This is a genomic window from Phenylobacterium sp. (assembly GCF_036677185.1).
Classification (GTDB): domain Bacteria; phylum Pseudomonadota; class Alphaproteobacteria; order Caulobacterales; family Caulobacteraceae; genus Phenylobacterium.
Window position 1 is genome coordinate 85,939 of the sequence record NZ_JAKFEN010000006.1, and the last position, 21,818, is coordinate 107,756.

20 protein-coding genes are annotated in these 21,818 nt (G+C 69.8%); 6 read left to right on the plus strand and 14 right to left on the minus strand.

What is annotated here, in order from left to right:
* Positions 1 to 36 precede the first annotated feature (36 nt).
* Positions 37 to 2,259: an ergothioneine biosynthesis protein EgtB gene (egtB, locus tag V6M51_RS00670; RefSeq protein WP_332763744.1), complete on the plus strand. Its 2,223-nt coding sequence runs from the start codon at positions 37 to 39 to the stop codon at positions 2,257 to 2,259.
* Here the strand turns inward: egtB and V6M51_RS00675 are convergent.
* From V6M51_RS00675 to V6M51_RS00710, 8 genes are all read right to left on the minus strand, one after another.
* The gene (locus tag V6M51_RS00675) at positions 2,256 to 2,474 is read right to left on the minus strand and encodes a general stress protein (protein WP_056734746.1); all 219 of its coding nucleotides are present in this window, start codon (positions 2,472 to 2,474) and stop codon (positions 2,256 to 2,258) included. The genes egtB and V6M51_RS00675 overlap by 4 nt on opposite strands.
* A 122-nt stretch (positions 2,475 to 2,596) precedes the next feature.
* Positions 2,597 to 3,847 (minus strand): ABC transporter permease, encoded by a 1,251-nt coding sequence (locus V6M51_RS00680; RefSeq protein ID WP_332763749.1) that lies wholly within the window; start codon positions 3,845 to 3,847, stop codon positions 2,597 to 2,599.
* A gap of 2 nt (positions 3,848 to 3,849) precedes the next feature.
* Positions 3,850 to 4,527 (minus strand): ABC transporter ATP-binding protein, encoded by a 678-nt coding sequence (locus V6M51_RS00685; RefSeq protein WP_332763750.1) that lies wholly within the window; start codon positions 4,525 to 4,527, stop codon positions 3,850 to 3,852.
* Positions 4,528 to 4,531: 4 nt separating this feature from the next.
* A complete protein-coding gene (locus V6M51_RS00690; protein WP_332763752.1) occupies positions 4,532 to 6,115 on the minus strand; it encodes an efflux RND transporter periplasmic adaptor subunit in 1,584 nt (527 codons plus the stop codon).
* A 144-nt stretch (positions 6,116 to 6,259) separates the two neighbouring features.
* Positions 6,260 to 7,615 (minus strand): sensor histidine kinase, encoded by a 1,356-nt coding sequence (locus V6M51_RS00695; RefSeq protein ID WP_332763754.1) that lies wholly within the window; start codon positions 7,613 to 7,615, stop codon positions 6,260 to 6,262.
* Positions 7,612 to 8,343: a response regulator gene (locus tag V6M51_RS00700; RefSeq protein WP_332763756.1), complete on the minus strand. Its 732-nt coding sequence runs from the start codon at positions 8,341 to 8,343 to the stop codon at positions 7,612 to 7,614. Before V6M51_RS00700 ends, V6M51_RS00695 begins: the two co-directional genes overlap by 4 nt.
* Positions 8,344 to 8,395: 52 nt before the next feature.
* Positions 8,396 to 9,064: an MBL fold metallo-hydrolase gene (locus V6M51_RS00705; protein WP_332763757.1), complete on the minus strand. Its 669-nt coding sequence runs from the start codon at positions 9,062 to 9,064 to the stop codon at positions 8,396 to 8,398.
* Positions 9,065 to 9,127: 63 nt separating this feature from the next.
* Positions 9,128 to 10,675, minus strand: a complete 1,548-nt coding sequence (locus V6M51_RS00710) for an amino acid permease (protein ID WP_332763758.1) — start codon at positions 10,673 to 10,675, stop codon at positions 9,128 to 9,130.
* Between the two features lie 173 nt (positions 10,676 to 10,848).
* On the opposite strand from V6M51_RS00710, the gene hrpB reads away from it, so the two are divergent.
* Positions 10,849 to 13,287, plus strand: a complete 2,439-nt coding sequence (hrpB, locus tag V6M51_RS00715) for an ATP-dependent helicase HrpB (protein ID WP_332763760.1) — start codon at positions 10,849 to 10,851, stop codon at positions 13,285 to 13,287.
* 157 nt (positions 13,288 to 13,444) lie between these two features.
* On the opposite strand, the gene V6M51_RS00720 is transcribed toward hrpB, so the two are convergent.
* Genes V6M51_RS00720 through V6M51_RS00730 form a run of 3 tightly spaced genes read right to left on the minus strand, consistent with a single transcriptional unit; the run spans position 13,445 to position 15,399 of the window.
* A complete protein-coding gene (locus tag V6M51_RS00720) occupies positions 13,445 to 14,233 on the minus strand; it encodes a TrmH family RNA methyltransferase (RefSeq protein WP_332763762.1) in 789 nt (262 codons plus the stop codon).
* A complete protein-coding gene (locus tag V6M51_RS00725) occupies positions 14,230 to 15,123 on the minus strand; it encodes a class I SAM-dependent methyltransferase (protein WP_332763826.1) in 894 nt (297 codons plus the stop codon). The genes V6M51_RS00720 and V6M51_RS00725 overlap by 4 nt, the downstream gene beginning before the upstream one ends.
* 54 nt (positions 15,124 to 15,177) lie before the next feature.
* Positions 15,178 to 15,399: a hypothetical protein gene (locus V6M51_RS00730; RefSeq protein ID WP_332763764.1), complete on the minus strand. Its 222-nt coding sequence runs from the start codon at positions 15,397 to 15,399 to the stop codon at positions 15,178 to 15,180.
* A 192-nt stretch (positions 15,400 to 15,591) separates the two neighbouring features.
* Between V6M51_RS00730 and V6M51_RS00735 the strand changes: the two genes are divergently transcribed.
* Positions 15,592 to 16,221, plus strand: a complete 630-nt coding sequence (locus tag V6M51_RS00735; protein WP_332763765.1) for a TetR/AcrR family transcriptional regulator — start codon at positions 15,592 to 15,594, stop codon at positions 16,219 to 16,221.
* 2 nt (positions 16,222 to 16,223) lie between these two features.
* On the opposite strand, the gene V6M51_RS00740 is transcribed toward V6M51_RS00735, so the two are convergent.
* On the minus strand, positions 16,224 to 18,383 hold the full coding sequence (locus V6M51_RS00740; RefSeq protein ID WP_332763767.1) for a lytic transglycosylase domain-containing protein: 2,160 nt from the start codon (positions 18,381 to 18,383) through the stop codon (positions 16,224 to 16,226).
* Between the two features lie 98 nt (positions 18,384 to 18,481).
* On the opposite strand from V6M51_RS00740, the gene dapA reads away from it, so the two are divergent.
* From dapA to V6M51_RS00755, 3 genes are read left to right on the plus strand one after another with little or no spacing between them, the layout of a single operon-like run.
* Positions 18,482 to 19,366 carry a 4-hydroxy-tetrahydrodipicolinate synthase gene (gene dapA / locus V6M51_RS00745; protein WP_332763768.1) on the plus strand — a complete coding sequence of 295 codons (885 nt, stop codon included), beginning with the start codon at positions 18,482 to 18,484 and terminating at the stop codon, positions 19,364 to 19,366.
* On the plus strand, positions 19,366 to 19,821 hold the full coding sequence (gene smpB, locus V6M51_RS00750) for an SsrA-binding protein SmpB (RefSeq protein ID WP_254836985.1): 456 nt from the start codon (positions 19,366 to 19,368) through the stop codon (positions 19,819 to 19,821). Before dapA ends, smpB begins: the two co-directional genes overlap by 1 nt.
* Complete coding sequence (locus tag V6M51_RS00755; protein WP_332763769.1) at positions 19,821 to 20,558, plus strand: GNAT family N-acetyltransferase; 738 nt, start codon at positions 19,821 to 19,823, stop codon at positions 20,556 to 20,558. The genes smpB and V6M51_RS00755 overlap by 1 nt, the downstream gene beginning before the upstream one ends.
* On the opposite strand, the gene V6M51_RS00760 is transcribed toward V6M51_RS00755, so the two are convergent.
* Together V6M51_RS00760 and V6M51_RS00765 are read right to left on the minus strand one after the other, a co-directional pair.
* Entirely contained in the window at positions 20,555 to 21,202 is a 648-nt protein-coding gene (locus V6M51_RS00760; RefSeq protein WP_332763770.1) for a uracil-DNA glycosylase, read from the minus strand. The two genes, V6M51_RS00755 and V6M51_RS00760, sit on opposite strands and share 4 nt — an antisense overlap.
* The gene (locus tag V6M51_RS00765; protein ID WP_332763771.1) at positions 21,202 to 21,810 is read right to left on the minus strand and encodes a LabA-like NYN domain-containing protein; all 609 of its coding nucleotides are present in this window, start codon (positions 21,808 to 21,810) and stop codon (positions 21,202 to 21,204) included. Before V6M51_RS00765 ends, V6M51_RS00760 begins: the two co-directional genes overlap by 1 nt.
* Positions 21,811 to 21,818: the final 8 nt, after the last annotated feature.

Below are 21,818 nucleotides of genomic sequence, written 5' to 3' on the forward strand. Positions count from 1 at the left end.
AAGCCATCCCTTCAACGCGGTGACAGGAGCAGTCCCATGGCGCCATCCGACGAGACCGCCGCCGCACCCGCCCTGCACCGGGCCGCCCAGGCGGAGGCCGCCGCGCGCTACCGGCGCGTGCGCGAGGCCAGCCTGGCCATGACCGCGCATCTGTCGGCCGAAGACCAACTCGCCCAGTCGATGCCCGACGCCAGCCCGACCAAGTGGCACCTGGCCCACACGACCTGGTTCTTCGAGACCTTCCTGCTGATCCCACGGCTGGCCGACTATCGGCCGTTCAACCCCAGTTTCGCCTACCTGTTCAATTCGTATTACGAGGCTCTCGGCCCCCGCCAGCCGCGGCCGCAGCGGGGACTGCTGACGCGCCCGTCGCTGGACGAGGTCAAGGCCTATCGCGCCCATGTGGACGACGGCATGGCCCGGCTGCTGCGCCAGGACGCCTACGGTGTCGCCGACCTGTTGGACCTGGGCCTGGCCCATGAGGAACAGCATCAGGAGCTGATCCTGATGGACATCCTGCACCTGTTCTCCCAGTCGCCGCTGAAACCGGCCTACGCCCCGGCGCCGGCCCTGCCGGTGGGCGCCGATCCCGGTCCCGCGCGGCCCGTGGACTTCGCCGGCGGGCTGGTGGAGATTGGCCATTCGGGCGCGAACTTCGCTTTCGACAACGAGGGGCCGCGCCACAAGGTCTATCTCCAGCCCTATCGCCTGGCCGACCGGCTGGTGACCAACAGCGAGTGGCTGGCCTTCATGGCCGACGGTGGCTATGCGCGCCCCGAACTCTGGCTCTCGGAAGGCTGGGCAACGGTGCAGGCCGAAGGCTGGAATGCGCCGCTCTATTGGCAGGAGGCGCCGTCCGGTTGGCGGGCCATGACCCTGCAAGGTCTGCGCGCCATCGCCCCGCACGCCCCGGTGACCCACATCAGCTTCTACGAGGCCGACGCCTACGCCACCTGGGCCGGGGCGCGCCTACCCACCGAGGCGGAGTGGGAGCATGCCGCCCGCGACCTGCCGGCGCGGGGCAACTTCCTGGGCAGCGGCCAGTTTGGCCCCGCCGCGACGCCCGCCGGAGTGTCGGGCCTGCGCCAGATGTTCGGCGACACCTGGGAATGGACCCGGAGCGCCTATGGCCCCTATCCCGGGTTCCATCCGGCCGATGGGGCGGTGGGCGAATACAACGGCAAGTTCATGATCGGCCAGATGGTGCTGCGCGGCGGTTGCTGCGTGACCCCGCAGGGCCACACCCGGGCCAGCTATCGCAACTTCTTCCAGCCCCAGCAGCGCTGGATGTTCTCAGGCCTGCGCCTGGCGTGGGACGCCGTGGTCCGGGTCGAGGACGACGGCAGCGCCTTCGCCGCCGACGTGCGCCGCGGTCTGTCCCAGGGTCGTAAGGAGTTGCCCGCAAAGTACTTCTACGACGCCGAGGGCTCGGCCCTGTTCGAGGCGATCACCGACTTGCCGGAATACTATCCGACCCGCACCGAGGTCGCCCTGCTACGCGAGACGGCCCCGGCCATGGCCGCCCACATTCCGGCCGGCGCGGCCCTGGTGGAGTTCGGCAGCGGCGCCAGCACCAAGACCCGCATCCTGCTCGACGCGGCGCCGCGGACCGGAGTCTATGTCCCCATCGACATCAGCCGCTCGGCCCTGGACGCCGCCGCTGAAGCCATCGGTCGGGACTATCCGGGCCTGGAGGTCGCGCCCCTGGTGGACGACTTCACCACCGCGCTGGACCTGCCGGGCGAGGTGGGCGAGCGACCGCGGGTCGGCTTCTTCCCGGGTTCGACCATCGGCAACTTCCGGCCCCAGGAGGTGGTCGTATTCCTGAGCGCCGCCAAACATCTGCTGGGCGAGGGCGCCGGCTTCCTGGTGGGGATCGACCTGGTCAAGGACGCCGAGACCCTGGTGGCGGCCTATGACGACGCCCAGGGCGTCACGGCCGCCTTCAACCTGAACCTGCTGGCGCGGATCAATCGGGAGCTTGAAGGGGATTTCGATCTCTCGGCCTTCGAACACCGCGCGGTGTGGAACGCGGAGGAAAGCCGGATGGAGATGCATCTGGTGAGCCGGAGCGACCAGAGCGTCCGCGCGGCGGGGGCCACGTTCCGCTTCAAGACCGGAGAGACGATCCATACGGAGAACTCCTACAAGTTCACCGTGGACGGCTTCGCGAAGCTGGCGGAACAGGCGGGGTGGAAGCTGGAGCGGCGCTGGGAAAGCCCCGCTCCGAGCTTCGCGGTGGTCCTACTGAGAGCCTAGCTCTCCAGGCGTTCTCCGCGGGTGCGACCGCCCCCACGGGACGATTCCCCGCCCTTGCGACCCGCCGAAGCCGCGAGGTCGCGGTCCTTGGCGAAACTTCGTTTCTCACCCGGGACGCTGGCGCCGCCCTTGCGGGCGATCTCGCGTCGGCGTTCGGGATTCATGGCGGCGAACCCTCGGCGGGATTTCGGCTTGGCGTTCGGATCAAGGTCCATGAGCGACTCCTCTAATGCGTCGACCGTTGGGGGATGCGGCGACGCCGCGACTTCCGTTACGGTCAAGCAAACTCGCCAGATGCGGCTGAGGTTGCGAGGAAAGTGCGATCGGCGCCTGCGACCTATTCGCGCCGTAGCGCCTCGATGGGGTCGAGACGCGCCGCGCGCCAGGATGGATAGGCTCCGAACACCAGGCCCACGAGGCTGGAAAACCCTAGCGCGATAGGGCCTGCCCACGGTGGAATCGCCACCGGCCAGGAGCCCAGCTTGGCGACGGCGATGGCCCCAAGCACGCCGATCAGCAGGCCGATCAGGCCGCCAGCCAACGAAAGCGTGATCGCCTCGAGGGCGAATTGAATCAGAACCTGCGAGCGTTTCGCCCCCACCGCCATGCGCAGGCCGATCTCCCGGGTGCGCTCGGTGACGGCCACCAACATGATGTTCATGATGCCGACCCCACCCACCACCAGCGACACCGCGGCCACCGCGGCCAGCAGGATGGTGAAGGTGGCGACGGCCGCCTGGGACGCCTGGAGGATCGAGGCCATGTTCTGAGTCTGGAAATCATCATCGTCGCCGGCGCGGATGCGATGCTGCTCGCGCAGCAGGTTGACGACGTCTTCCTGCACCCGGTCCAGGCTGTCGGCGTCGACGGCCTTCACATAGATGGTCTGGACGGTGTCGCCGCGGGCGCGGCGGCCGACGATGCGAGAGCGCACCGCCTCCAGCGGGCCCAGCAGGACGTCGTCCTGGTCCTGGCCGAAGCTGGACTGGCCCTTGGACTCCAGCACCCCGATCACCTCGAAGGGAACGCTGCGCACCCGCACCCGGCGGCCGACCGGGTCGAGATCGCCCCACAGCTCGCGCGCCACGGTCTGACCGATCACCACCACCTTGCGGCCCTGGCGCGCTTCGCGCTCGTCGAACATGCGGCCCGAGGCGATGGAGAGGTCGCGGGCGACCAGGTAGTCCGGGGTTACGCCCTCGATGCGGCTGTTCCAATTGGCGCCGTCGGCGGTGAGCTGGGCCTGGCCGCGCACCACCGGGGCGACGGCGGCGACGTTCTCGACCTGCTTGGCGATGGCTTCGGCGTCGGCGTCCTTCAGGGACTGGCCCGAACCCGCGGCGCCCATCACGAAGCCGCCTCCGCCGCCCCCGGCGCCGCCTCGGGAGGCGCCGGGCGAGACGATGATCAGATTGGAGCCGAGCCCGGCGATGGTCGAGGTCACCCTCTGCTGCGCGCCCAGGCCGATGGAGGTCATCATCACCACCGCCGCCACCCCGATCACCACGCCCAGCGAGGTCAGGGCCGAGCGCATGGGGTGGGCGATGATGGCGCCCGTGGCGAAGCGTAGAAGCTCGATGGAGCGCATGGTCAGGCCCCTCGCTCGTCTGAGACCACCAGACCGTCGCGGAAGGAGATGCGGCGATCGGTGGAGGCCGCCACGTCGTGATCGTGCGTGACCAGGATCAGGGTCAGGCCTTCCCCGTTGAGCTGCTTGAACAGGGCCAGCACCTCCTGGCCGGTCTGGGTGTCCAGCGCCCCGGTGGGCTCGTCGGCGAGCAGCAGGTCGGGCGAATTGGCCAGGGCGCGGGCGATGGCCACCCGCTGCTGCTGGCCGCCGGAGAGCTGGGTCGGCTTGTGGCCCATGCGCGGCCCCAGGCCGACGCGCTCCAGCATCTCGGCGGCGCGGTCTCGGCGCTCGCGCGGGGCCAGGCCCGCATAGATCATCGGCAGTTCGACGTTCTGTAGGGCGGTCAGCCGCGGCAGCAGCTGGAAGGACTGGAACACGAAGCCGATCCGCCGCCGGCGGAACTCGGCCAACTCGTCGTCGCTGAACGCCCCCACCTCCTCACCCTCAAAGCGGTAGACGCCTGAGGACGGACGGTCGAGGCCGCCCAGGATGTTCATCAGCGACGACTTGCCCGAGCCCGAAGGCCCAATCACCGCCACGTTCTCCCCGCGGCCGATGGAGAGTGTGACGCCCGCCAGGGCGGCGACTTCCTCCTCGCCCATCACATAGAGCTTCCGGAGATCGGAGATCTCGATCACGGCGTCACATCCGCACCCGCACGCCGCCACCGCCGCCCGTCGGGCCGCCCATGGGCGAGGGCGCCTTGATCTTGGCCTTCGGTCCGCCGCCGATGATCACCTGGTCGCCGGCCTTGAGCGCGCCGCGGATCTCGGTGAACGAGCCATCGGTGGCGCCCGCCCGCACCGGGATCGGAACCGGCTTGTCGTCGCGCAGCACGTAGACCACGCCGCCAGTGAATCCCGAGCGGTCGCCGCGGGCTTGGCCGAGGGTGGCGCGCAGGGCCGCGAGCTTGGTTTTCTGGCCGGGCTTCAGAGAGGGTTCCAACTTGCCGAAGGCCTCGGTCATGTTCTTGCGCATGGCCTCGCGGGCGGCGGTGCGGTCGCCGCCCGCCGCGGCGAAGGCCGCCGCCGACTTCTCGCGCAGCTCGGCCTGGATGGCGTCCCATTTCTTCTGCTGGTCGGCGTCGAGGTCGAGCTGGGCGATGATGCGCTGGCCGCCCATGCCGCCGCCCTGGCGTCCGCCGCCGCCTTGCTGGCGCTGGCCGCCGCCCCCGCCGCCGGGGCCGCCCATGCCGGGCGGGCCGAAGCCCGGCGCACGCACGGTCTGGCCGTTCTCGCTGGCCGGAGTCCAGCGCAGGGCCGCGACCGGGACCTTCGTGACGTTGGGCTTCTGCTGGATGACGATGTCGGCGTTGGCGGTCATGCCGGGCAGCAGGTTGCCGCGCGGATTGTCGGCCTCGGCCATGACGATGTAGGCCACTACGTTCTGCTCGGTGACCGGCTGCTTGCGGACCTGGGTGACGATCCCGGTGAAGTTCTCGTCCGGGAAGGCGTCGACGGTGAACTTCACCGACTGGCCCTCCTGCACCTGGCCGATATCGGCCTCGTCGACGGAGATCTTGACCTCCACCTTCGACAGATCCTGAGCGATGCGGAACAGGATCGGCGCCTGCAGGCTGGCGGCCACGGTCTGGCCGGGCTCGATCTGGCGGTCGACGATCACCCCGTCGATGGGGGCGACGATGGTGGTGCGGCCCAGATCCACCCGCTGGCTGCGCAGGGCCGCCTGGCTCTGGGCGATGCGGGCGCGGGCGCTGTCCACCCCGGCCTGGGCCTGGCGGAAGGCGGCCTGGGAGACGTCCAGGGTCGAGGGGGCGTAGATGCCCTGGCTCACCAGCGTCTTCTTGCGATTGTAGTCGGCCTGGGCCGAGGCCAGGCCCGCCTGGGCCTGGCGCAGGGCGGCCTGGCCGGCCACCACGTCGGCCTGGCCTTGCTGGACCCGGCTCTCATAGGTCTGGGGATCGAGCACGGCCAGCACCTGGCCCCGCTTCACCTCGTCGTTGAAGTCGACCATCACCCGGGTGATCTGACCAGAGATCTGCGACCCCACGTCCACCGTCACAAGGGCTTCCAACGTTCCGGAGGCCGAGACCGACTTGGTGATCGAGCCGGTCTCCACCGCCGCCGTCCGGTAGGGATCCTTCGGCGCCTTGGGTTTCATCATCTGCCAGCCGACCAGCCCCACGGCCAACAGGGCCACGACGGCGAGCACGATCCAGGCGGCGCGAGGCAGGCGCCTGGCCGAACGGGTGGGGGAGGGGCTCATGCGACCGGGAATCTCCGAAATTCGCCCAATGGTTTAGCCTGCTCTACCTGAACCGCAGCCAACCGTCAGATGCGCCGTTGCGCAGGCTCATCGTCTCAAGAGCAAACCGGCGTTACGCGGCAATGTCGGTGTGGCAACAAAAGCCTAGAGCGGCAGCTGGACCCGGGCGGTCAGTCCGCCGCCTGCGCGGTTGACGAGGGAGACGTCTCCGCCATGACCACGGGCCACGGAGCGCACGACAGCCAGGCCCAGCCCTATTCCGCCGGTCTGGCGGCTGCGCGAGGGTTCGCGGCGGTAGAAGGGTTCGAAGACCCGTTCGCGATCCTCGTTGGGGATGCCGGGGCCGTCGTCCTCGATCTCGACCACGGCGCTGGCGGCGTCGACGAAGACCCGCGCCCGGGCCCGGCCGCCGTATTTCACGGCATTGTCGAGCAGGTTGGTGAACATGCGGCGCAGGGCCACCGGATCGCCGTGAAGGACCACCTTTTCGCCGCGCTCGACCTCGGTGTCGGCGCCGGTCTCGGCCATCTCGTCGCAGACGCTCTCCAGCAGGGAGGAGAGCTCCAGGGGCGTGCGCTCCCCGGCGCGGGTGGCGTCGCGCACGAAGGTCAGGGCCGCGGAGATCATCTCCTCCATCTGGTCGATGTCGGCGGCCATCTTGGCGCGGCTATCCTCCGGCGCGCTCTCGATGCGGAACCGCAGGCGGGTGAGCGGCGTGCGCAGGTCGTGGGCGATGGCGCCGACCATGGCCGTGCGGTCCTCCACATAGCGGCGCAGGCGCTCCTGCATGTCGTTGAAGGCCCGCGCGGCGATGGCCACCTCGGCGGGGCCCTTCAGCGACAGCGGCGCGGCGCGGGGATCGCGCCCCAGCCGCTCGGCGGCGTCGGCGAACAGGCCGATGGGCGCCGACAGCCGACGCGCGAAGACGTAGGCCACGGGCGCCATGGCCAGGCCCGAGAGCAGGAACCACAGGATGATCCTCTGCTGCCAGGGATCGAGCCCGATCGCGGGCTCAGGGCGCACGATCATCCATCTGCCGTCCGGTTGGCGGACCCCCACGTCGAAGGGCGCGATCAGGAAGTGTTCCTCGCGTTCCGCGGCGCCGCCCTCACGCGCCATGCGGTCGCGGACGATGCGGAACACCCGGCGGTCCGAGACCGGGAAGCGGGAGGTCGAGGCGACCACCACGCGCTCGTCCGGGACGCCGAGGGCCATGGCCAGCTGATGCCGGATGATCGGCGCCATGCGGCCCTCCATCGGCAGCTGGGGCGCGGTGTCGACGAACTTGACGGTCAGCGGGCGCCGTTCGGTGAAGGTTGGCGTGGCGCCCCGGAACGCCGCGACGATCTCGCTCACCCGGTAGAAGTCCGGCGCGGGTGGCGGCAGGTTGAACAGCATGACCAGGCTGATGGTCTGGGCGGCCACCAGGCTGATGCCGATCAGGGCCAGGAGCTGGGCGAACAGCGAGGCCGTCGGCCGTCCCGACCAGGGAAGTCTCATCCCCGTTTCACCTTGGCGGTGAACATGTAGCCCTCGTTGCGGATCGTCCGGATCAGGTCCTGACCGCCGCCGTCGTCCAGCTTGCGCCGCAGGCGGCTGATCTGCACGTCGATGGCTCGGTCAAAGGCTTCGGAATCCGGCCCGCGCGCGAACTCCAGGAGCTGGTCCCGGGTCAGGACCCGCTGAGGGCGCTCAACGAAGGTGCGGAGTAGCGAGAATTCGCCGGAAGACAGGTTGACCACCACGCCGTGGGGCGAGCGAAGTTCGCGCCGCATCAGGTCGAGGCGCCAGCCGGCGAACTCGCAGCCGGCGGTGGCGCTCGTGGACTGGCCGCGTTGCTCGGCGCGGCGCAGCACCGCCCGCACTCGGGCCAACAGTTCGCGCGGATTGCAGGGCTTGGAGAGATAGTCGTCAGCGCCCAGTTCGAGGCCGACGATGCGGTCGGTGTCCCCGCCCATGGCCGACAGCATGATGATCGGCGGGCCGTCGCCCGTCGCCAGGCGGCGGCAGATGGCCAGGCCGTCCTCTCCGGGCAACATGACGTCCAGCACGATGAGGTCGACGGGGCCGCGTTCCAGGGCCTGTTCCATCTCGCGTGCGTCGCCCGCGGTGTCGACGGCGTAGCCGTGCTTGCCGAGAAAGTCGGAAACAACGTCACGGATGCCCGGGTCGTCATCGACCATCAGGATGCGCGCGGTCTGGTGAAGCTGATCTGCCGAGGTGTCCATTCGCGTCATCCTTACGCCCTCCCGTAACGCCCGGATTTCACGCTTGAAAGCATCATGCCTCGGCGAGCACCTCGTCGGCGACGAAGGGATTGGTGCGCCGTTCGGCGCCGAAGGTCGACATCGGACCGTGGCCCGGCACGAAGGCGACATCGTCGCCCAGCGGCCACAGCCGGCCGGTGATGGAGTCAATGAGCTGCTGGTGATTGCCGCGCGGAAAGTCGGTGCGGCCTATGGAACCCTGGAACAGGACGTCACCCACCTGGGCGAAACGCGCCTCGCGGTGGAAGAAGACCACGTGGCCGGGGGTGTGGCCCGGGCAGTGATAGACCTCGAACTGGGTCTCCCCCAGCGTCACTATGTCGCCATCGGCCAGCCAGCGGTCCGGCGTGAAGGTCTTGGCGTCCGGCATGCCCCAGCGCGCGCCGGAGGTTCCGATATCGTCGATCCAGAAGGCGTCGTCGGGATGCGGTCCCTCGATGGGGCAGCCGGTGATCTCCTTGAGCGCCGCCGTGCCGCCGGCATGGTCCAGATGGCCGTGGGTGATCCAGATCTTCTCGAGGGTGAGGTCGTGCGCCTTCAGGGCCTCGAGCAGGCGGGGAACCTCGCCGCCGGGATCGATGATCGCGGCCTTCCTCGTCTTCGCGCACCAGACGATGGTGCAGTTCTGGGCCAGGGGCGTGACGGGTGCGATCAGGGCGCGGATGGGCGGTTCGGTGCTCATGGCCCTAACATCGGGCCTTCGCCGCCATATGAAAAGACCCGGGCGAACCCGGGTCTCTCCGTATCAGGCTTGGCGATCCGTCGGAGACGGCGCGCCTGGCATCGGCGGCACCGGGCCAGGCGGCGCGTCGACCGCCAGTTCCGGCACGTCCACGACGCCGCGGCCCACATGGCTGCGGCTGCGGCTGTACAGGAAGTAGACCGCCAGTCCGATCACCGCCCAGCCCACGAACATAAGCTTGGTCTCGGTCGACAGGCTGAAGAACAGGTAGACGCAGCCGGCCGCGGCCAGGGGCGCCACCACCATCACCGCAGGCGTGCGGAAGGGCCGCTTGCGATCAGGGTCGGTCTTGCGCAGCACCATCACCGCGATCGCCACCATGGCGAAGGCGAACAGGGTGCCGGAATTGGAAATGTCGGCCAGCACGCCCACCGGGAAGAAGGCGGCGAAGGCCGAGACGAACACGCCCGTGATGATGGTGATCACGTACGGGGTGTGGAAGGTGGGGTGCACCTTCGAGAACACGGCCGGGAGCAGGCCGTCGCGGCTCATCACGAAGAAGATCCGGGTCTGACCGAACATCATCATCAGGATGACCGAAGGCAGGGCGAGGCCGGCGGCCAGGCCCAGCAGGTTGCCGATCTGCGGCCAACCGATGGAGCGCAGGGTCCAGGCCAGGGCCTCCTTGGAGCAGACCACATGGCTTTCGGCGAGCGAGGCGCAGGCCGCGGTCAGTTCCGGACTGCCGGGACGCAGGCCCGCGCCGCTGGCGTCCATCACCGGCTGAGCCCCGACCGTGCCGATAACGCCGGCCGCGACCAGGATGTAGAAGATCGTGCAGATGGCGAGCGAGCCGATCAGGCCGATGGGCATGTTCCGCTGTGGATTCTTCGTCTCCTCGGCCGCGGTCGAGACCGCGTCGAAGCCCACATAGGCGAAGAAGATCGAGGCCGCCGCCGCCGAGATCCCGGTCATGCCGAGCGGGGCGAAGGGGTCGAAATTCTCCATCTTCATGACAGGCAGGGCCAGGACGCAGAAGAGCGACAGCGCCGTGACCTTAACGGCCACTAGGAAGGCGTTGACCGTCGCCGATTCCTTCGTGCCGATCACCAGCAGGGCGGTGACCACCAGGGCGATGAGGGCGGCGGGCAGGTTGACGATCCCCCCGTCCATCGGACCCAGGACCAGGGCGTTCGGAATGTCGATGCTGAAGGCGTTTTCCACCAGGCCGACCACATAGCCGGACCAGCCCACGGAGACCGCGCCGGCGGCCACCGCGTATTCCAGGATCAGCGCCCAGCCGACCATCCAGGCCATCATCTCGCCCATCACGGCGTAGCTGTAGGTGTAGGCCGACCCCGAGACCGGGACCATGGACGACATTTCCGAGTAGCAGAGCGCGGCGACCGCGCAGACGAAGCCGGCGATGATGAACGCCGCGATCATCCCGGGTCCGGCCTTCTGGGCGGCCTCGGCGGTGAGCACGAAGATCCCGGTGCCGATGATGGCGCCGATCCCCAGCATGGTGAGCTGGAATGGCCCCAGCGAGCGGTGCAGCGACTTTTTCTCGGCAGTCGCAAGAATCGCGTCGAGCGATTTAACTCGCCACATATTTCCTCCAGGAGTTCCGGCGGCCCCCGCCGCGCGGTCGTGATTTGGCGTTACGTGGCCTCTTCGGCGCCGTGCGGTCAAGCGGCAACGCACGTGGAGCGATTGCGCCAAACCCGGCGCCCGGGGAATGAGCGGCCGCTTGGCGCGGGAACGCGGCCCGGCTAGACCGCAGCATGCTCCCGGTCGAGGAAATTTTGCCCGTGCTGCGAACGGCGCTCTCCGAGCGCACGTCTGCCGTGCTGGTGGCGCCGCCAGGCGCTGGGAAGACCACCGTCATTCCCCTGCGGCTGCTGGACGCCGACTGGCTGGCCGGCCGCAAGATCGTGATGCTGGAGCCACGCCGGCTGGCCGCCCGCGCCGCCGCCGAGCGCATGGCCCAGACGCTGGGCGAGCGGGTCGGCGATACGGTCGGCTACCGCGTGCGGATGCAGTCGAAGGTCTCGGCCCGGACCCGGATCGAGGTGGTCACCGAGGGCGTGTTCAGCCGGATGATCCTCGCCGATCCGACCCTGGACGGCGTCGGGGCGGTGATTTTCGACGAGTTCCACGAGCGCAGCCTGGACGCCGACCTCGGCCTGGCGCTGGCGCGCGACACCCAGGGCCTGCTTCGCGAGGACCTGCGCATCCTGGTGATGTCGGCCACGCTGGACGGCGCGGCCGTGGGCCGTCTGCTGGACGAGGCGCCGGTGATCGAGAGCCTTGGCCGGGCGTTTCCGGTGGACACCCGGTATCTCGGCCGTGACGAGCGCCAGCGCCTCGAGGACCGCGTGGTCCGCGCCGTGGAGCGGGCCCTGGCCGAGGAGACCGGCAGCGTCCTGGTCTTCCTGCCCGGCCAGGGGGAGATCCGCCGCGCTGCCGATCTGCTGGCCGAGCGAGTGCGCCGGCCTGACGTGCGGATCGCACCTCTCTATGGCGCCCTCGATCCCGCCGAGCAGGACGCGGCCATCGCCCCGGCCCCGGCAGGTGTCCGCAAGGTGGTCCTGGCCACCTCCATCGCCGAGACCAGCCTGACCATTCAGGGCGTGCGGGTGGTGATCGATTCGGGCGTCGCGCGGGTTCCGCGCTTCGATCCGGCCAGCGGCCTGACGCGCCTGGCGACCGTCCGCGTCAGTCGCGCCGCCGCCGACCAGCGCCGGGGCCGGGCCGGACGCACCGAACCCGGCGTCGCCTACCGCCTGTGGGACGAGGCCGAGACCCGCGCCCTGCCGGCCTATGCCGACCCGGAGATCCTCGACGCCGACCTCTCGGGCCTGGCCCTGGACCTGGCCCGCTGGGGGGCCAAGGACGCCGCCAGCCTGGCCTTCCTCGATCCACCGCCGGCTGCGGCCTTCGCCGAGGCGCGAAGCCTGCTGCGGCGGCTGGAGGCCCTCACCGACGACGGCGTGCTGACCGCCCACGGCGAGGCGCTTGCCGAGTTCCCCCTGGCGCCGCGCCTGGCCCACATGGTGCTCAAGGCCCAGGCCAGCGGGCAGGGCGCGCGCGCCGCGCGGATCGCCGCCCTGGTCACCGAGCGCGGCCTGGGCGGACGCGACGCCGACCTGCGGCATCGGCTGGAAGGGTTCGAACGCGACCGTTCGCCTCGCGCCTGCGACGCCCGGGCCCTGGCGGACCGCTGGGCTGGGCTGGCGGGCAGGGCCGGGCGCGAGGCGCCGCTGGACGACGGCCTGCTGCTGGCCTTCGCCTATCCGGAGCGGATCGCCAAGGCGCGGGGCGGTTCGGGCGAGTTCCAGCTGGTCAGCGGCCGCGGCGCCTTCGTGGAGCCCAGCGACGCGCTCGCCCGTGAGAAATGGCTCGCGGTGGCCGAGCTGGGCGGCGGCGAACGGCGCGACCGCATCCTGCTGGCCGCGCCGCTGGACGAGGCCGACCTGGCGAGGGTCTTCGCCGGCCAGCTGGAGACCGAAACCCGGTTGGAGGAGAGCGGCGGCGGGCGTCTGCGCGCCAAGCGGATCGTTCGACTAGGTCGGCTGGCGATCCGCGAGGAGATCGACGAGCGGCCCGATCCGGCCCTGATCGCCGCGGCCCTGGCCGACCGGGTCCGCTCCGAGGGCCTCACGGCCTTGCCCTGGAGCGAGGCGACCATCGGCCTGCGCCGGCGCGCGGCCTTCCTGAGGTCGCGGGAGGGCGAGGCCTGGCCCGACCTGGCGGACGCCGCGCTGGTCGGGCGGCTGGAGGACTGGTTGACGCCCCTGCTGACCGGGGTCCGTGCGCTGGCAGCCCTGAAGCCCGATACCCTGGACGGCGCGATCCGCGCCCTGATCCCCTGGGACCAGCAGCGCCGGCTGGAGGCCGCCGCGCCCACCCGCTGGACCGCGCCCACCGGCAACAGTTTCGCCATCGACTACGCCGCCGAGGGCGGGCCGCGGGTGGATGTCCGCGTGCAGGAGGTGTTCGGCCTCAACGACCACCCGACGGTTGGCGGCGTCCCGATCACCCTGTCCCTGCTTTCGCCCGGCCATCGTCCGGTGCAGATGACCAAGGATCTGCCGGGCTTCTGGAAGGGGTCCTGGAAGGACGTCCGCTCCGACATGCGCGGCCGTTATCCCAAGCACGTCTGGCCGGAAGACCCGGCGACCGCCGCGCCTACGGCGCGCGCCAAGCCGCGCGGGACCTAGGTCGCCATCCCTCCCATGCTCGTCATCCTCGACCGCGCGCAGCGCGTGTCGGGGACCCATGAGCGCGATGCTCTCAGACTGATCCGCTGACTCGGAGATCATGGATGGCCGGGACTTACGCCCGGCCATGACGATCCAAAGATATGGGTTCCGCCGTCTACGTCGCCGCGTAGATCATGATCCCGGTGGCCACCGCCAGGTTCAGGCTGTCGGCGCGGCCGCGCATGGGAATCTTGACGTTGACGTCGCACAGAGCCGCCATGTCCGGGGTCAGGCCCTGCTGCTCGTTGCCCATCAGCACCAGGGCCGGCTTGGCGTAGGTTGCCTGGCGATGGTCGACCTCGGCGGTGAGCAGGGTGCCCACCACCGAGCCCGGCCAGGCCGCGCGCCAGCCGGCGAACTCGGCCTCGGCGGCCTTGACGATCGGCACGGCGAAGATCGAGCCCATGGTGGCGCGCACGGCCTCCACCGAGAACGGGTCGCAGCACTCGCCCACCAGGATCACCGCGCCACAGCCGGCCGCGTCGGCGGTGCGCACGATGGTCCCCAGATTGCCGGGGTCTCGCACCCGGTGCAGGCCGACGAAGCAGGGCGCCGCGTCCGGCTTCAGGTCCTCCAGCGCCGTGAAGGCCTGGGCGAAGACTCCCACCACCGCCTGGGGATTGTCGCGCCGCGAGACCTTGGCGAGGATCTCCTGGGTGACCTCGATGACCTCGCCGCGCGCAGCCTGGGTCGCGGCTATGGCCTGGCGCAGCAGGGAATGGCCTTGGGCCTCCTGGCCGTACATCAGGATGCGGGGCGCATGGCCCAGCTCCACCGCCTCGGTGACGATCTTCAGGCCCTCGGCGACGAACAGGCCGGTCGCATCGCGTTCCTTGCGCAGGTGCAAGGCGCGGACGGCCTTGACCGTCGGGTTGGTCAGGGAGGTGACGGCGCGGCCGGTCACGCCGCCCACCGGGCGTAGAAACTCATGCCCACCTGGCGCTCACCGCCGTCCTGGACCAGGGCGAGTTCACCCCACTCGATCTTGCCGCCCCGGTCGCCGAGCTTGTCGGCCAACAGCCCGGCTAGGGCCGCGCCGGAGATGCGTTCGGCATAGGCGTTGAGCAGCAGGAAGGAGGCGTTTTCCGAAAGAAGTTCGCCGCATAGGGTCGAAAGTTCAGGCAGATTCTCGAACAGCTTCCATACCTCGCCGTCGGGCCCGCGGCCATATTTCGGCGGATCGAGGATGATCCCCTCATAGCGCGACCCGCGTCGCACCTCGCGCTGCACATAGCGGCGGGCGTCCTCGCAAATCCAGCGGATCGGCCGGTCCTCCAGCCCCGAGAGGGCGGCGTTCTCCCGCGCCCAGCCGATGGCCTTCTTCGAGGCGTCCACATGGGTGACGGCCGCGCCGGCGGCGGCGCAGACCAGGCTGGCCACGCCCGTATAGCCGAACAGGTTCAGCACCTTGGGCTGGCCTTTTGCGGCGCGGACCCTCTCGTCCAACCAGGCCCAGTTGGCCGCCTGCTCGGGGAAGAAGGCCAGGTGGCGGAAGGCGGTGAAGCGGGCCTGGAACCTGGCCTCGCCCCAGGCCATGGGCCAGCTTTCCTTGGGCTTGCCCTGGAAGCGCCAGCGTCCGGCGTCCTCCTCGTCGCTGGGATCGAACACCGCGTCGGCCCGCGCCCAGACCTCCGGCGCCAGCTTCGGGCTCCAGAGAGCCTGCGGTTCGGGGCGGACCACGGAATACGGCCCGTAACGCTCCAGCTTGCGGCCGTCGCCGCTGTCCAGCAGGGCATAGTCGCTCCAGCCGGTGGTGCGCATGACGCCGGGAGCCTCGGCGACGGCGGGGGCGATGTTGCTCATCGTCCCGCACTAGCCGTTCGGACGCCCGGCCGTCCAGCCTCGCGACTAGTGGCTTTGTAGCGCGGCCTCGGTGCTTTCGATCTCTTCCCTGATCCAGTCGTGGCCATTGAAGGCGAAGACGCCTTCCAGGGCGGCGATATGGACGCTGAGGCGATCGCGGATCTCGGGATCGACATCGGTGCGCCCGGCCATCCATTTGGCGATGAGGTGAAGGCCGAAAGCGCTATGCAGGGCTAGGCGTTGGAGTTGGTCGTCCGGCAGTTTCATGGTCGCTTCCAATCCGTGAGACATCCCTAAGGAAAGATGGCGCCCGGCGCCGCGGTTCCGTCAAGCTGCGGCTTTGCAGCGCGCTTGAATCTGCAGTCTGGCCTTAGTCACGGAAATGCCTCACTTTCCGGGGGCGGACTCGCCAAGACGAGGTTATGGTCCGCAGAGTGTTCAGACGTCGGAAGGATTCCCGTGACCACGGCAGTGACCACGAGACGCTCGGCTCGCAAGCCCAAGGGCGACGGCCATCTGCGCCGCGCCGAGATTCTGGAGGCCGCGGAGCGCATCTTCGTCGCCGAAGGCTATGAAGGCGCCACGATTCGCAAGATCGCCGACGAGGTGGGGGTGTCCTCCACCGCCCTCTACATGCACTTCCCGGACAAGGGCTGCATCCTGCTCGAGATCTGCGAGCGGACCATCGGCCAGCTGCTGGAACGCAACAGCATCATCGCCGCCAAGCCGGTGGACGCCGCAACGCGGGTCAAGCTGATGCTGGAATCCTATATGCGCTGGGGTTTCGAGCATCCCAACGCCTATGAGCTGGTGTTCTCCAGCGCCCGGCAGATATCGGGCGTCTGGCATGAGGGCACCGCCGACACGGGCGCTCGCTGCTACGAGATCTTCTCCGGCGTGGTGCGCGAAATCGCCGCCGAGGGCCGCCTGCGCACCGGCACGGCGGATTCGGCCGCCCAGGCCCTGTGGGCCTCCTGCCATGGGGTCGTGACCCTGATGGTCACCCGGCCGAACTTCGGCTGGGCCTCCACCGATGAGATCATCGAGGTCACCCTCGACGGCCTGATGCACGGCTTGGTGGCCGACTAGCCCTACTGGGGATTCGGAATCGGCGCGTTCGCCCCGCCTAGCGGCAGGCGGGTCGCCGTCATCTGAGCGGGACCGGCATAGGTCCCATAGGCGCCGCGCCTCAGGTCGCTCGAAAGCGTGATCGGTGCGCTTCCGCCGTTCAGCTTGGCCCGATAGACCTGCATCCCCTCCATCACCCGCATGACGTAGTTGCGCGTTTCCGAGAACGGAATGCACTCGATGAAGTCGACCGGATCAGTCGAACCGCCGCGCGGGTCGCCGCAGAAGGCGGTCCATTGGCTGGGACGTCCCGGCCCGGCGTTGTAGGCGGCGATGGCCATCGGATAGGAGCCGGAAAAGGTTCCGATCATCTCGCCCAGATAGGCCTGGCCAAGCTGCATGTTGTAGTCCGGGTCATCCAGCATGCCCGGCGAATAGGTCATTCCGGCCTTGCGGGCCGTGAGCGCCGCGGTGGCCGGCATCAGCTGCATCATGCCCCGCGCGCCTACGCCGGAGCGCACCAGGGGATCGAAGCCGCTTTCCTGGCGGGTGATGCCGAGCGTGAGCGCGGCTTCCGGAGCACCCATCACCTGGGGCGGGGTGCGGACCGGATAGCCGCGGCCGGGCAGGATGAAGCCGCGCTGGGCGGCGGTGCGGACCACCTTCATCGAGGTGTCCTGGTCGCCGTAGGCGCGGGCCAGGTCGACTAGCAGGGCCTGTTCCTCGACCGTCGGAAGGACGTCGTCCAGGGCCAGGACGAAGGCGCGGAAGCGGTCCTTGTCCCCCATTTCGTAGAGCAGGCGCGCCGCGCGCACCGAATCGCGCCCCTCGAACCGGGCGCGGTCGGCCTGGGTGACCGACGGGTCCTGGCCCAGCGTCAGGCGTCCGCCGTCCACCTTCTCCCCGGCCAGCAGGCCATAGAAGGTGGTGTTGTGCCGCGCCGCGGCCGAATAGAAGCCCTCGGCCTTGGCCTTGTCGCCCGCGACCTCCGCCGCCCGGCCGCGCCAGTAGAGCGCCCGGCTCCGGGTGATCGGCGAGGAGCCGATCTTCTCCAGATTGGCGAAATGGATATCGGCCTGCTTGGGGTTGCGCAGTCGGTTCAGCGCCAGCCAGCCAGCATAGAACTCCGCGTCAGCCGCGTCGCCGCCGGAGGTCAGGCCGCTGTTGGCCGCCGCGGCGTAGGCGCCCTGGGCGTCGCCGTTGCGCAGGGCGAACAGCACCAGGCGATAGCGCTCGTCCCAGATCCGGTCGGCCATCTCGGCATGCGGCGCCTCGGTCGGGAAATAGCGAACCTGGGCCAGGGCCAGGTTCTCGAGATTGCGCTTGCGGTAGAAGGCGGCGCGCTCGAAGGCCAGGCCTGGATGGTTGGCGAACTGCGGGGGCAGGGTGGCGGCCAGGTCGTTGGCGTTGGCGGCGTTGGCGCGATAGGCCATCCGCGCCTGGGCCAGGGCCAGGTGGTCCGGCGGCAGCAGGGCCAGCAGCTCGCGGGCCGCCGGCCCCTGCGCGCCATAAAGCACGACGTCGGCGCGGCGGATGTGATCCTCGGGCGTCAGCACGGCCCCGAACCGGGCCAGCATGGCCCTCTGCGGGGCGACCTCGAAAATCCGGTTGCGCCAGAAGCCGCGGATGAGTTCGGCGGCCTCCTTGGGCTTGCCGATGGCCTGATAGGCGGCGGCCAGCGCCATGGCGCCCTCGGCGGTCTGGGGTTCGCCGCCGCCGAACCACTCGACGATTCGCTGCGGGCTCTGGCCGGAAGTCTCCAGCAGCCGCTCGGAGGCCTGCAGTCGGCGCTGGCCGCGCGGCCAGCCGGCCAGGTCGCGGCGGGCCTGGTCCACCTCGAAGAACGACAGCGACTCGGCGGCGGCGTCGACCAGGGCCCAGGTGGCGATCTTCTTGGCGATCGGGTCGCCGATCATGCCGGTGGCCGAGCGGGCGCCGGTGACGTCGGCCCGCTTGGCGGCGTCCAGCGCGCTGCGCAGGGCCGCGGAATCGGCGTCGGACAAGGGTTGGCGATAGGCGATCTGCGGGGGCTGGGTCAGTTCGATCGGGCGCGGCGGTCCCTCATAGGCCTGGCGCGTGGACGCGGGCTGGGCCTGGGCGACGCTCGTGACGAGGATCGCGGCCGTGGCGGTCAGGAACGCTTTGCGGGCCTTGAAGTGCAAGTCGGCGAACTCCGGTCTCATGATAGATATGTTGCGGCGCGGGGGCGGGCCAACATATTGTCCGGCCAAATCTTGAGGCCGCAATTAACAGGCCTCGCTTTCACGGCTTTTTGCAGACCATGTCAGATCCATTGTTCAAGGGCGTCATGCCAGCCCTGGTGACGCCGTTCCGCGACGGCGGCCTGGACGAGCAGGCCTTCGTGGCCCTCGTCGAGCGCCAGATCGCCGGCGGCGTCCATGGCCTGGTGCCCGTCGGCACCACCGGGGAGACCGCGACCCTCAGCCACGACGAGCATCGTCGCGTCGTCGAGCTGTGCGTCAAGGCCGCGGGTGGTCGCGTGCCGGTGATCGCCGGGGCGGGCTCCAACTCCACGGCCGAGGCCATCGAGCTTGTCCGTCACGCCAAGACCATCGGCGCCGACGCGGCCCTGGTGGTGACGCCCTATTACAATCGCCCTAGCCAAGAGGGCCTCTACGCCCACTACGCGGCGATCAACGAGGCGGTGCAGCTGCCGGTGCTGATCTACAACGTGCCCGCCCGGACCAGCGTCGATATCGCCGACACCACCCTGGCGCGGCTGGCCAAGCTGCCGAACATCGTGGGGATCAAGGACGCCACCGGCGACATGGCCCGGGCGACCATGCAGCGCCTGCTGTGCGGCGAGGACTGGGTGATGCTCACGGGCGACGATCCCACGGCGCTCGGCTACATGGCCCATGGCGGCCACGGCTGTATCTCGGTGACCTCCAACGTCGCGCCCGACCTCTGCGCCACCTTCTACAACGCAGCCCTGGCTGAGGATTGGAAGACCGCCCTGTATTGGCAGGACCGGCTGTTCCGCCTGCACAAGTCGCTGTTCTCCGACGCCTCGCCCGCGCCGACCAAGTTCGCCTTGGCGCATCTGGGCCTGTGCGACGCCTTCGCGCGCCTGCCGATCACGCCGGCTTCGGAGGCTTCCCAGGCCGAGGTGCTGGCCGCCATGCGGGAAGCCGGCGTGGTCTGATGGCCGGCAAGCTGATCGCCGAGAATCGCCGCGCGCGGTACGACTATTTCCTGGAGGAGACTTTCGAGGCGGGCATCATGCTGACCGGCTCGGAGGTGAAGTCGCTGCGCCTCGGCCGCGCCAATATCGCGGAGTCCTACGCCTCTGTGGAAGGCAAGGACATCGTGCTGATCAACGCCGACATCCCGCCCTTCGCCCAGGCCAACCGTTTCAACCACGAGCCGCGCCGGCACCGGAAACTGTTGCTGCATAAGAAGCAGCTCGACAAGCTGATCGGCGCTGTCCAGCGGGAAGGCCGCACGCTCATTCCGACCAAGCTCTATTGGAACGAGAAGGGCCTGGCCAAGCTGGAGATTGCGCTCGCCAAGGGCAAGAAGACCCATGACAAGCGCGAGGCCACCGCCGAGCGCGACTGGCAACGCGATAAGGCCCGCCTGATGCGGGACAAGGGCTAGTGGACGTCGAGGCCATCGAACGCGCGACCCTGGCCGCCGTCGCGCCGCGCGCGGTCGCCGAGGTCGACGACTGGCTGGTGGCGCTCGAGCCCGGCACGATCCGCCGCGCCAAGAGCGCGGTCCCCCTGCGCCACGACCCGGCCTTTTCACCCGAAATCCTCGACCGCATCGAGGCGGCCTTCGCCGAGCACGGCCTGGAACCGGCCTTCCGCCTGGCCGACCTGCCGGGCCTGCAGCCGGTGCGCGCCGAGCTGACCCGTCGCGGCTACGGCTTCGAGCAGCCGACCCTGGTCAAGGTCAGTTCGGCCGTGGCCATGTTGGCGGCGGCCCGGGGCGAACCTGCGAATGTCTCCGACGCTCCAGACGCCGGCTGGGCGGAGGTGTTCACCGGCGAGGGCTTTGACCCCGCGGACGGCGCCAATCGCGTGGCCGCGCTCACCCGCTCGCCGGACGCTGTCTATGGCGGGGTGCGAGAAGGCGACCGAACCGTAGGGGTGGGTGTGGCGGCTTTCGGCTACGGCTGGGCGAGCGTCCACGGCATGCGCACGGATATCAGCCGGCGCGGCCAGGGCCTGGCCGGCCGGGTGCTCGCTGGCTTGGCTGGGGCGGCGCAGGCGCGCGGGATCGACCGGGTGTTCCTGCAGGTCGAGGAGGGCAACGCGCCCGCCCGCTCGCTCTATCGCAGGTTCGGGTTCAAGCCGGCCTGGCGGTATTTCTACTGGAGCCGTCCCGCCTAGCTGTCCAACAGCGCCCGAGCCCTGCGGAACACCGCCTCGAACATCTCAGCCGTCAGCCGGCCGGTGTTCGTGTTGAGCCGCGAGCAGTGATAGCTGTTGAGCACCACATAGGGCCCGGCCTGGAACTCCGTCCCGTGGCCCGGCAGGCCCGCCGAGGCCTTGAGCCCCAGCGCCTTCAGCACGTTGCGCCGCGAGACGTCGCCCAGGGTGACTATGACTTTGAGCCGGGGCAGGGCCTCCAGCCGGGCGGTCAGGAACGGGCGACAGGTGTTCTCTTCGCCGGTCTCGGGCTTGTTGCCCGGCGGGGCGCAGCGCACGGCGTTGGTGATCATGCAGTCGACCAGCTCGAGCCCGTCATTCGGGTCGGCCTTGTAGACGCCGCGCGCAAAGCCCGTCTTGATCAGGGTCTCGTAGAGCATCCAGCCGGCGCCATCGCCGGTGAACGGCCGCCCGGTGCGGTTGGCCCCCGTCCGACCAGGCGCCAGGCCCGCCACCAGCAGCCGCGCCTGGGGATCGCCGAAGGACGGCGCCGGGCCGTTCCACCAGTCGGGGTTCTGGGCGCGGTTGGCCTCGCGATAGGCGACCAGCCGGGGACAGAGCGGGCAGTCGCGGGGCGGCTCGGCGCCCCAGAGCTCGACCGACACTAGGCTTCGGCGTCGACGTCGGCGTCCGCGTCACGGTCGGCCTGGGTGGTGCGGCTTTCCTGGATGAAGCGCGGCAGGCGCGAGGGCCGCCCAATGATGTCGGCCAGGTCGGCCAGGTCCACGAAACTGTCGGCCTGGCGTCGCAGATCGTCCGACGCCATCGGCGGCTGCGACTTGACCGTGGAGACTACGGTCACCCGCGCGCCCTTGCGCTGCACGGCCTCGACCAGGACCCGGAAGTCGCCGTCGCCGGAGAACAGCACCAGGTGGTCGGCGTGGCCGGCCATCTCCAGCATGTCGACGGCGATCTCGACGTCCATGTCCCCGCGCCAGCGCTTGCGGCCCTGGGCGTCGGTGTATTCCCGCGCCGGCTTGGTCACCAGGCGGAAGCCGTTGTAGTCCAGCCAGTCCACCAGCGGACGGATCGGCGAGTACTCCTGATCCTCGACCAGGGCGGTATAGTAGTAGGCGCGGATCAGGACGCCGCGCTTGCGGAACTCTTCCAGCAGCTTGCGATAGTCGATATCGAAGCCCAGCCCCTTGGCGGCCGAATACAGGTTCGCGCCGTCGATGAAGAGCGCGAGCCTGTCGGTGGGGTAGAACGTCATGGTTGCGG

Bases quoted from the DNA above. Each gene is read 5' to 3' on its own strand.
- egtB (WP_332763744.1), top strand. From the start codon at position 37: ATGGCGCCATCCGACGAGACCGCCGCCGCACCCGCCCTGCACCGGGCC.
- hrpB (WP_332763760.1), top strand. From the start codon at position 10,849: ATGCTCCCGGTCGAGGAAATTTTGCCCGTGCTGCGAACGGCGCTCTCC.
- V6M51_RS00675 (WP_056734746.1), bottom strand. From the start codon at position 2,474: ATGGACCTTGATCCGAACGCCAAGCCGAAATCCCGCCGAGGGTTCGCC.
- V6M51_RS00695 (WP_332763754.1), bottom strand. From the start codon at position 7,615: ATGAGACTTCCCTGGTCGGGACGGCCGACGGCCTCGCTGTTCGCCCAG.
- V6M51_RS00740 (WP_332763767.1), bottom strand. From the start codon at position 18,383: ATGAGACCGGAGTTCGCCGACTTGCACTTCAAGGCCCGCAAAGCGTTC.
- V6M51_RS00730 (WP_332763764.1), bottom strand. From the start codon at position 15,399: ATGAAACTGCCGGACGACCAACTCCAACGCCTAGCCCTGCATAGCGCT.
- V6M51_RS00765 (WP_332763771.1), bottom strand. From the start codon at position 21,810: ATGACGTTCTACCCCACCGACAGGCTCGCGCTCTTCATCGACGGCGCG.
- V6M51_RS00690 (WP_332763752.1), bottom strand. From the start codon at position 6,115: ATGAGCCCCTCCCCCACCCGTTCGGCCAGGCGCCTGCCTCGCGCCGCC.
- V6M51_RS00680 (WP_332763749.1), bottom strand. From the start codon at position 3,847: ATGCGCTCCATCGAGCTTCTACGCTTCGCCACGGGCGCCATCATCGCC.
- smpB (WP_254836985.1), top strand. From the start codon at position 19,366: ATGGCCGGCAAGCTGATCGCCGAGAATCGCCGCGCGCGGTACGACTAT.
- V6M51_RS00710 (WP_332763758.1), bottom strand. From the start codon at position 10,675: ATGTGGCGAGTTAAATCGCTCGACGCGATTCTTGCGACTGCCGAGAAA.
- dapA (WP_332763768.1), top strand. From the start codon at position 18,482: ATGTCAGATCCATTGTTCAAGGGCGTCATGCCAGCCCTGGTGACGCCG.
- V6M51_RS00705 (WP_332763757.1), bottom strand. From the start codon at position 9,064: ATGAGCACCGAACCGCCCATCCGCGCCCTGATCGCACCCGTCACGCCC.
- V6M51_RS00700 (WP_332763756.1), bottom strand. From the start codon at position 8,343: ATGGACACCTCGGCAGATCAGCTTCACCAGACCGCGCGCATCCTGATG.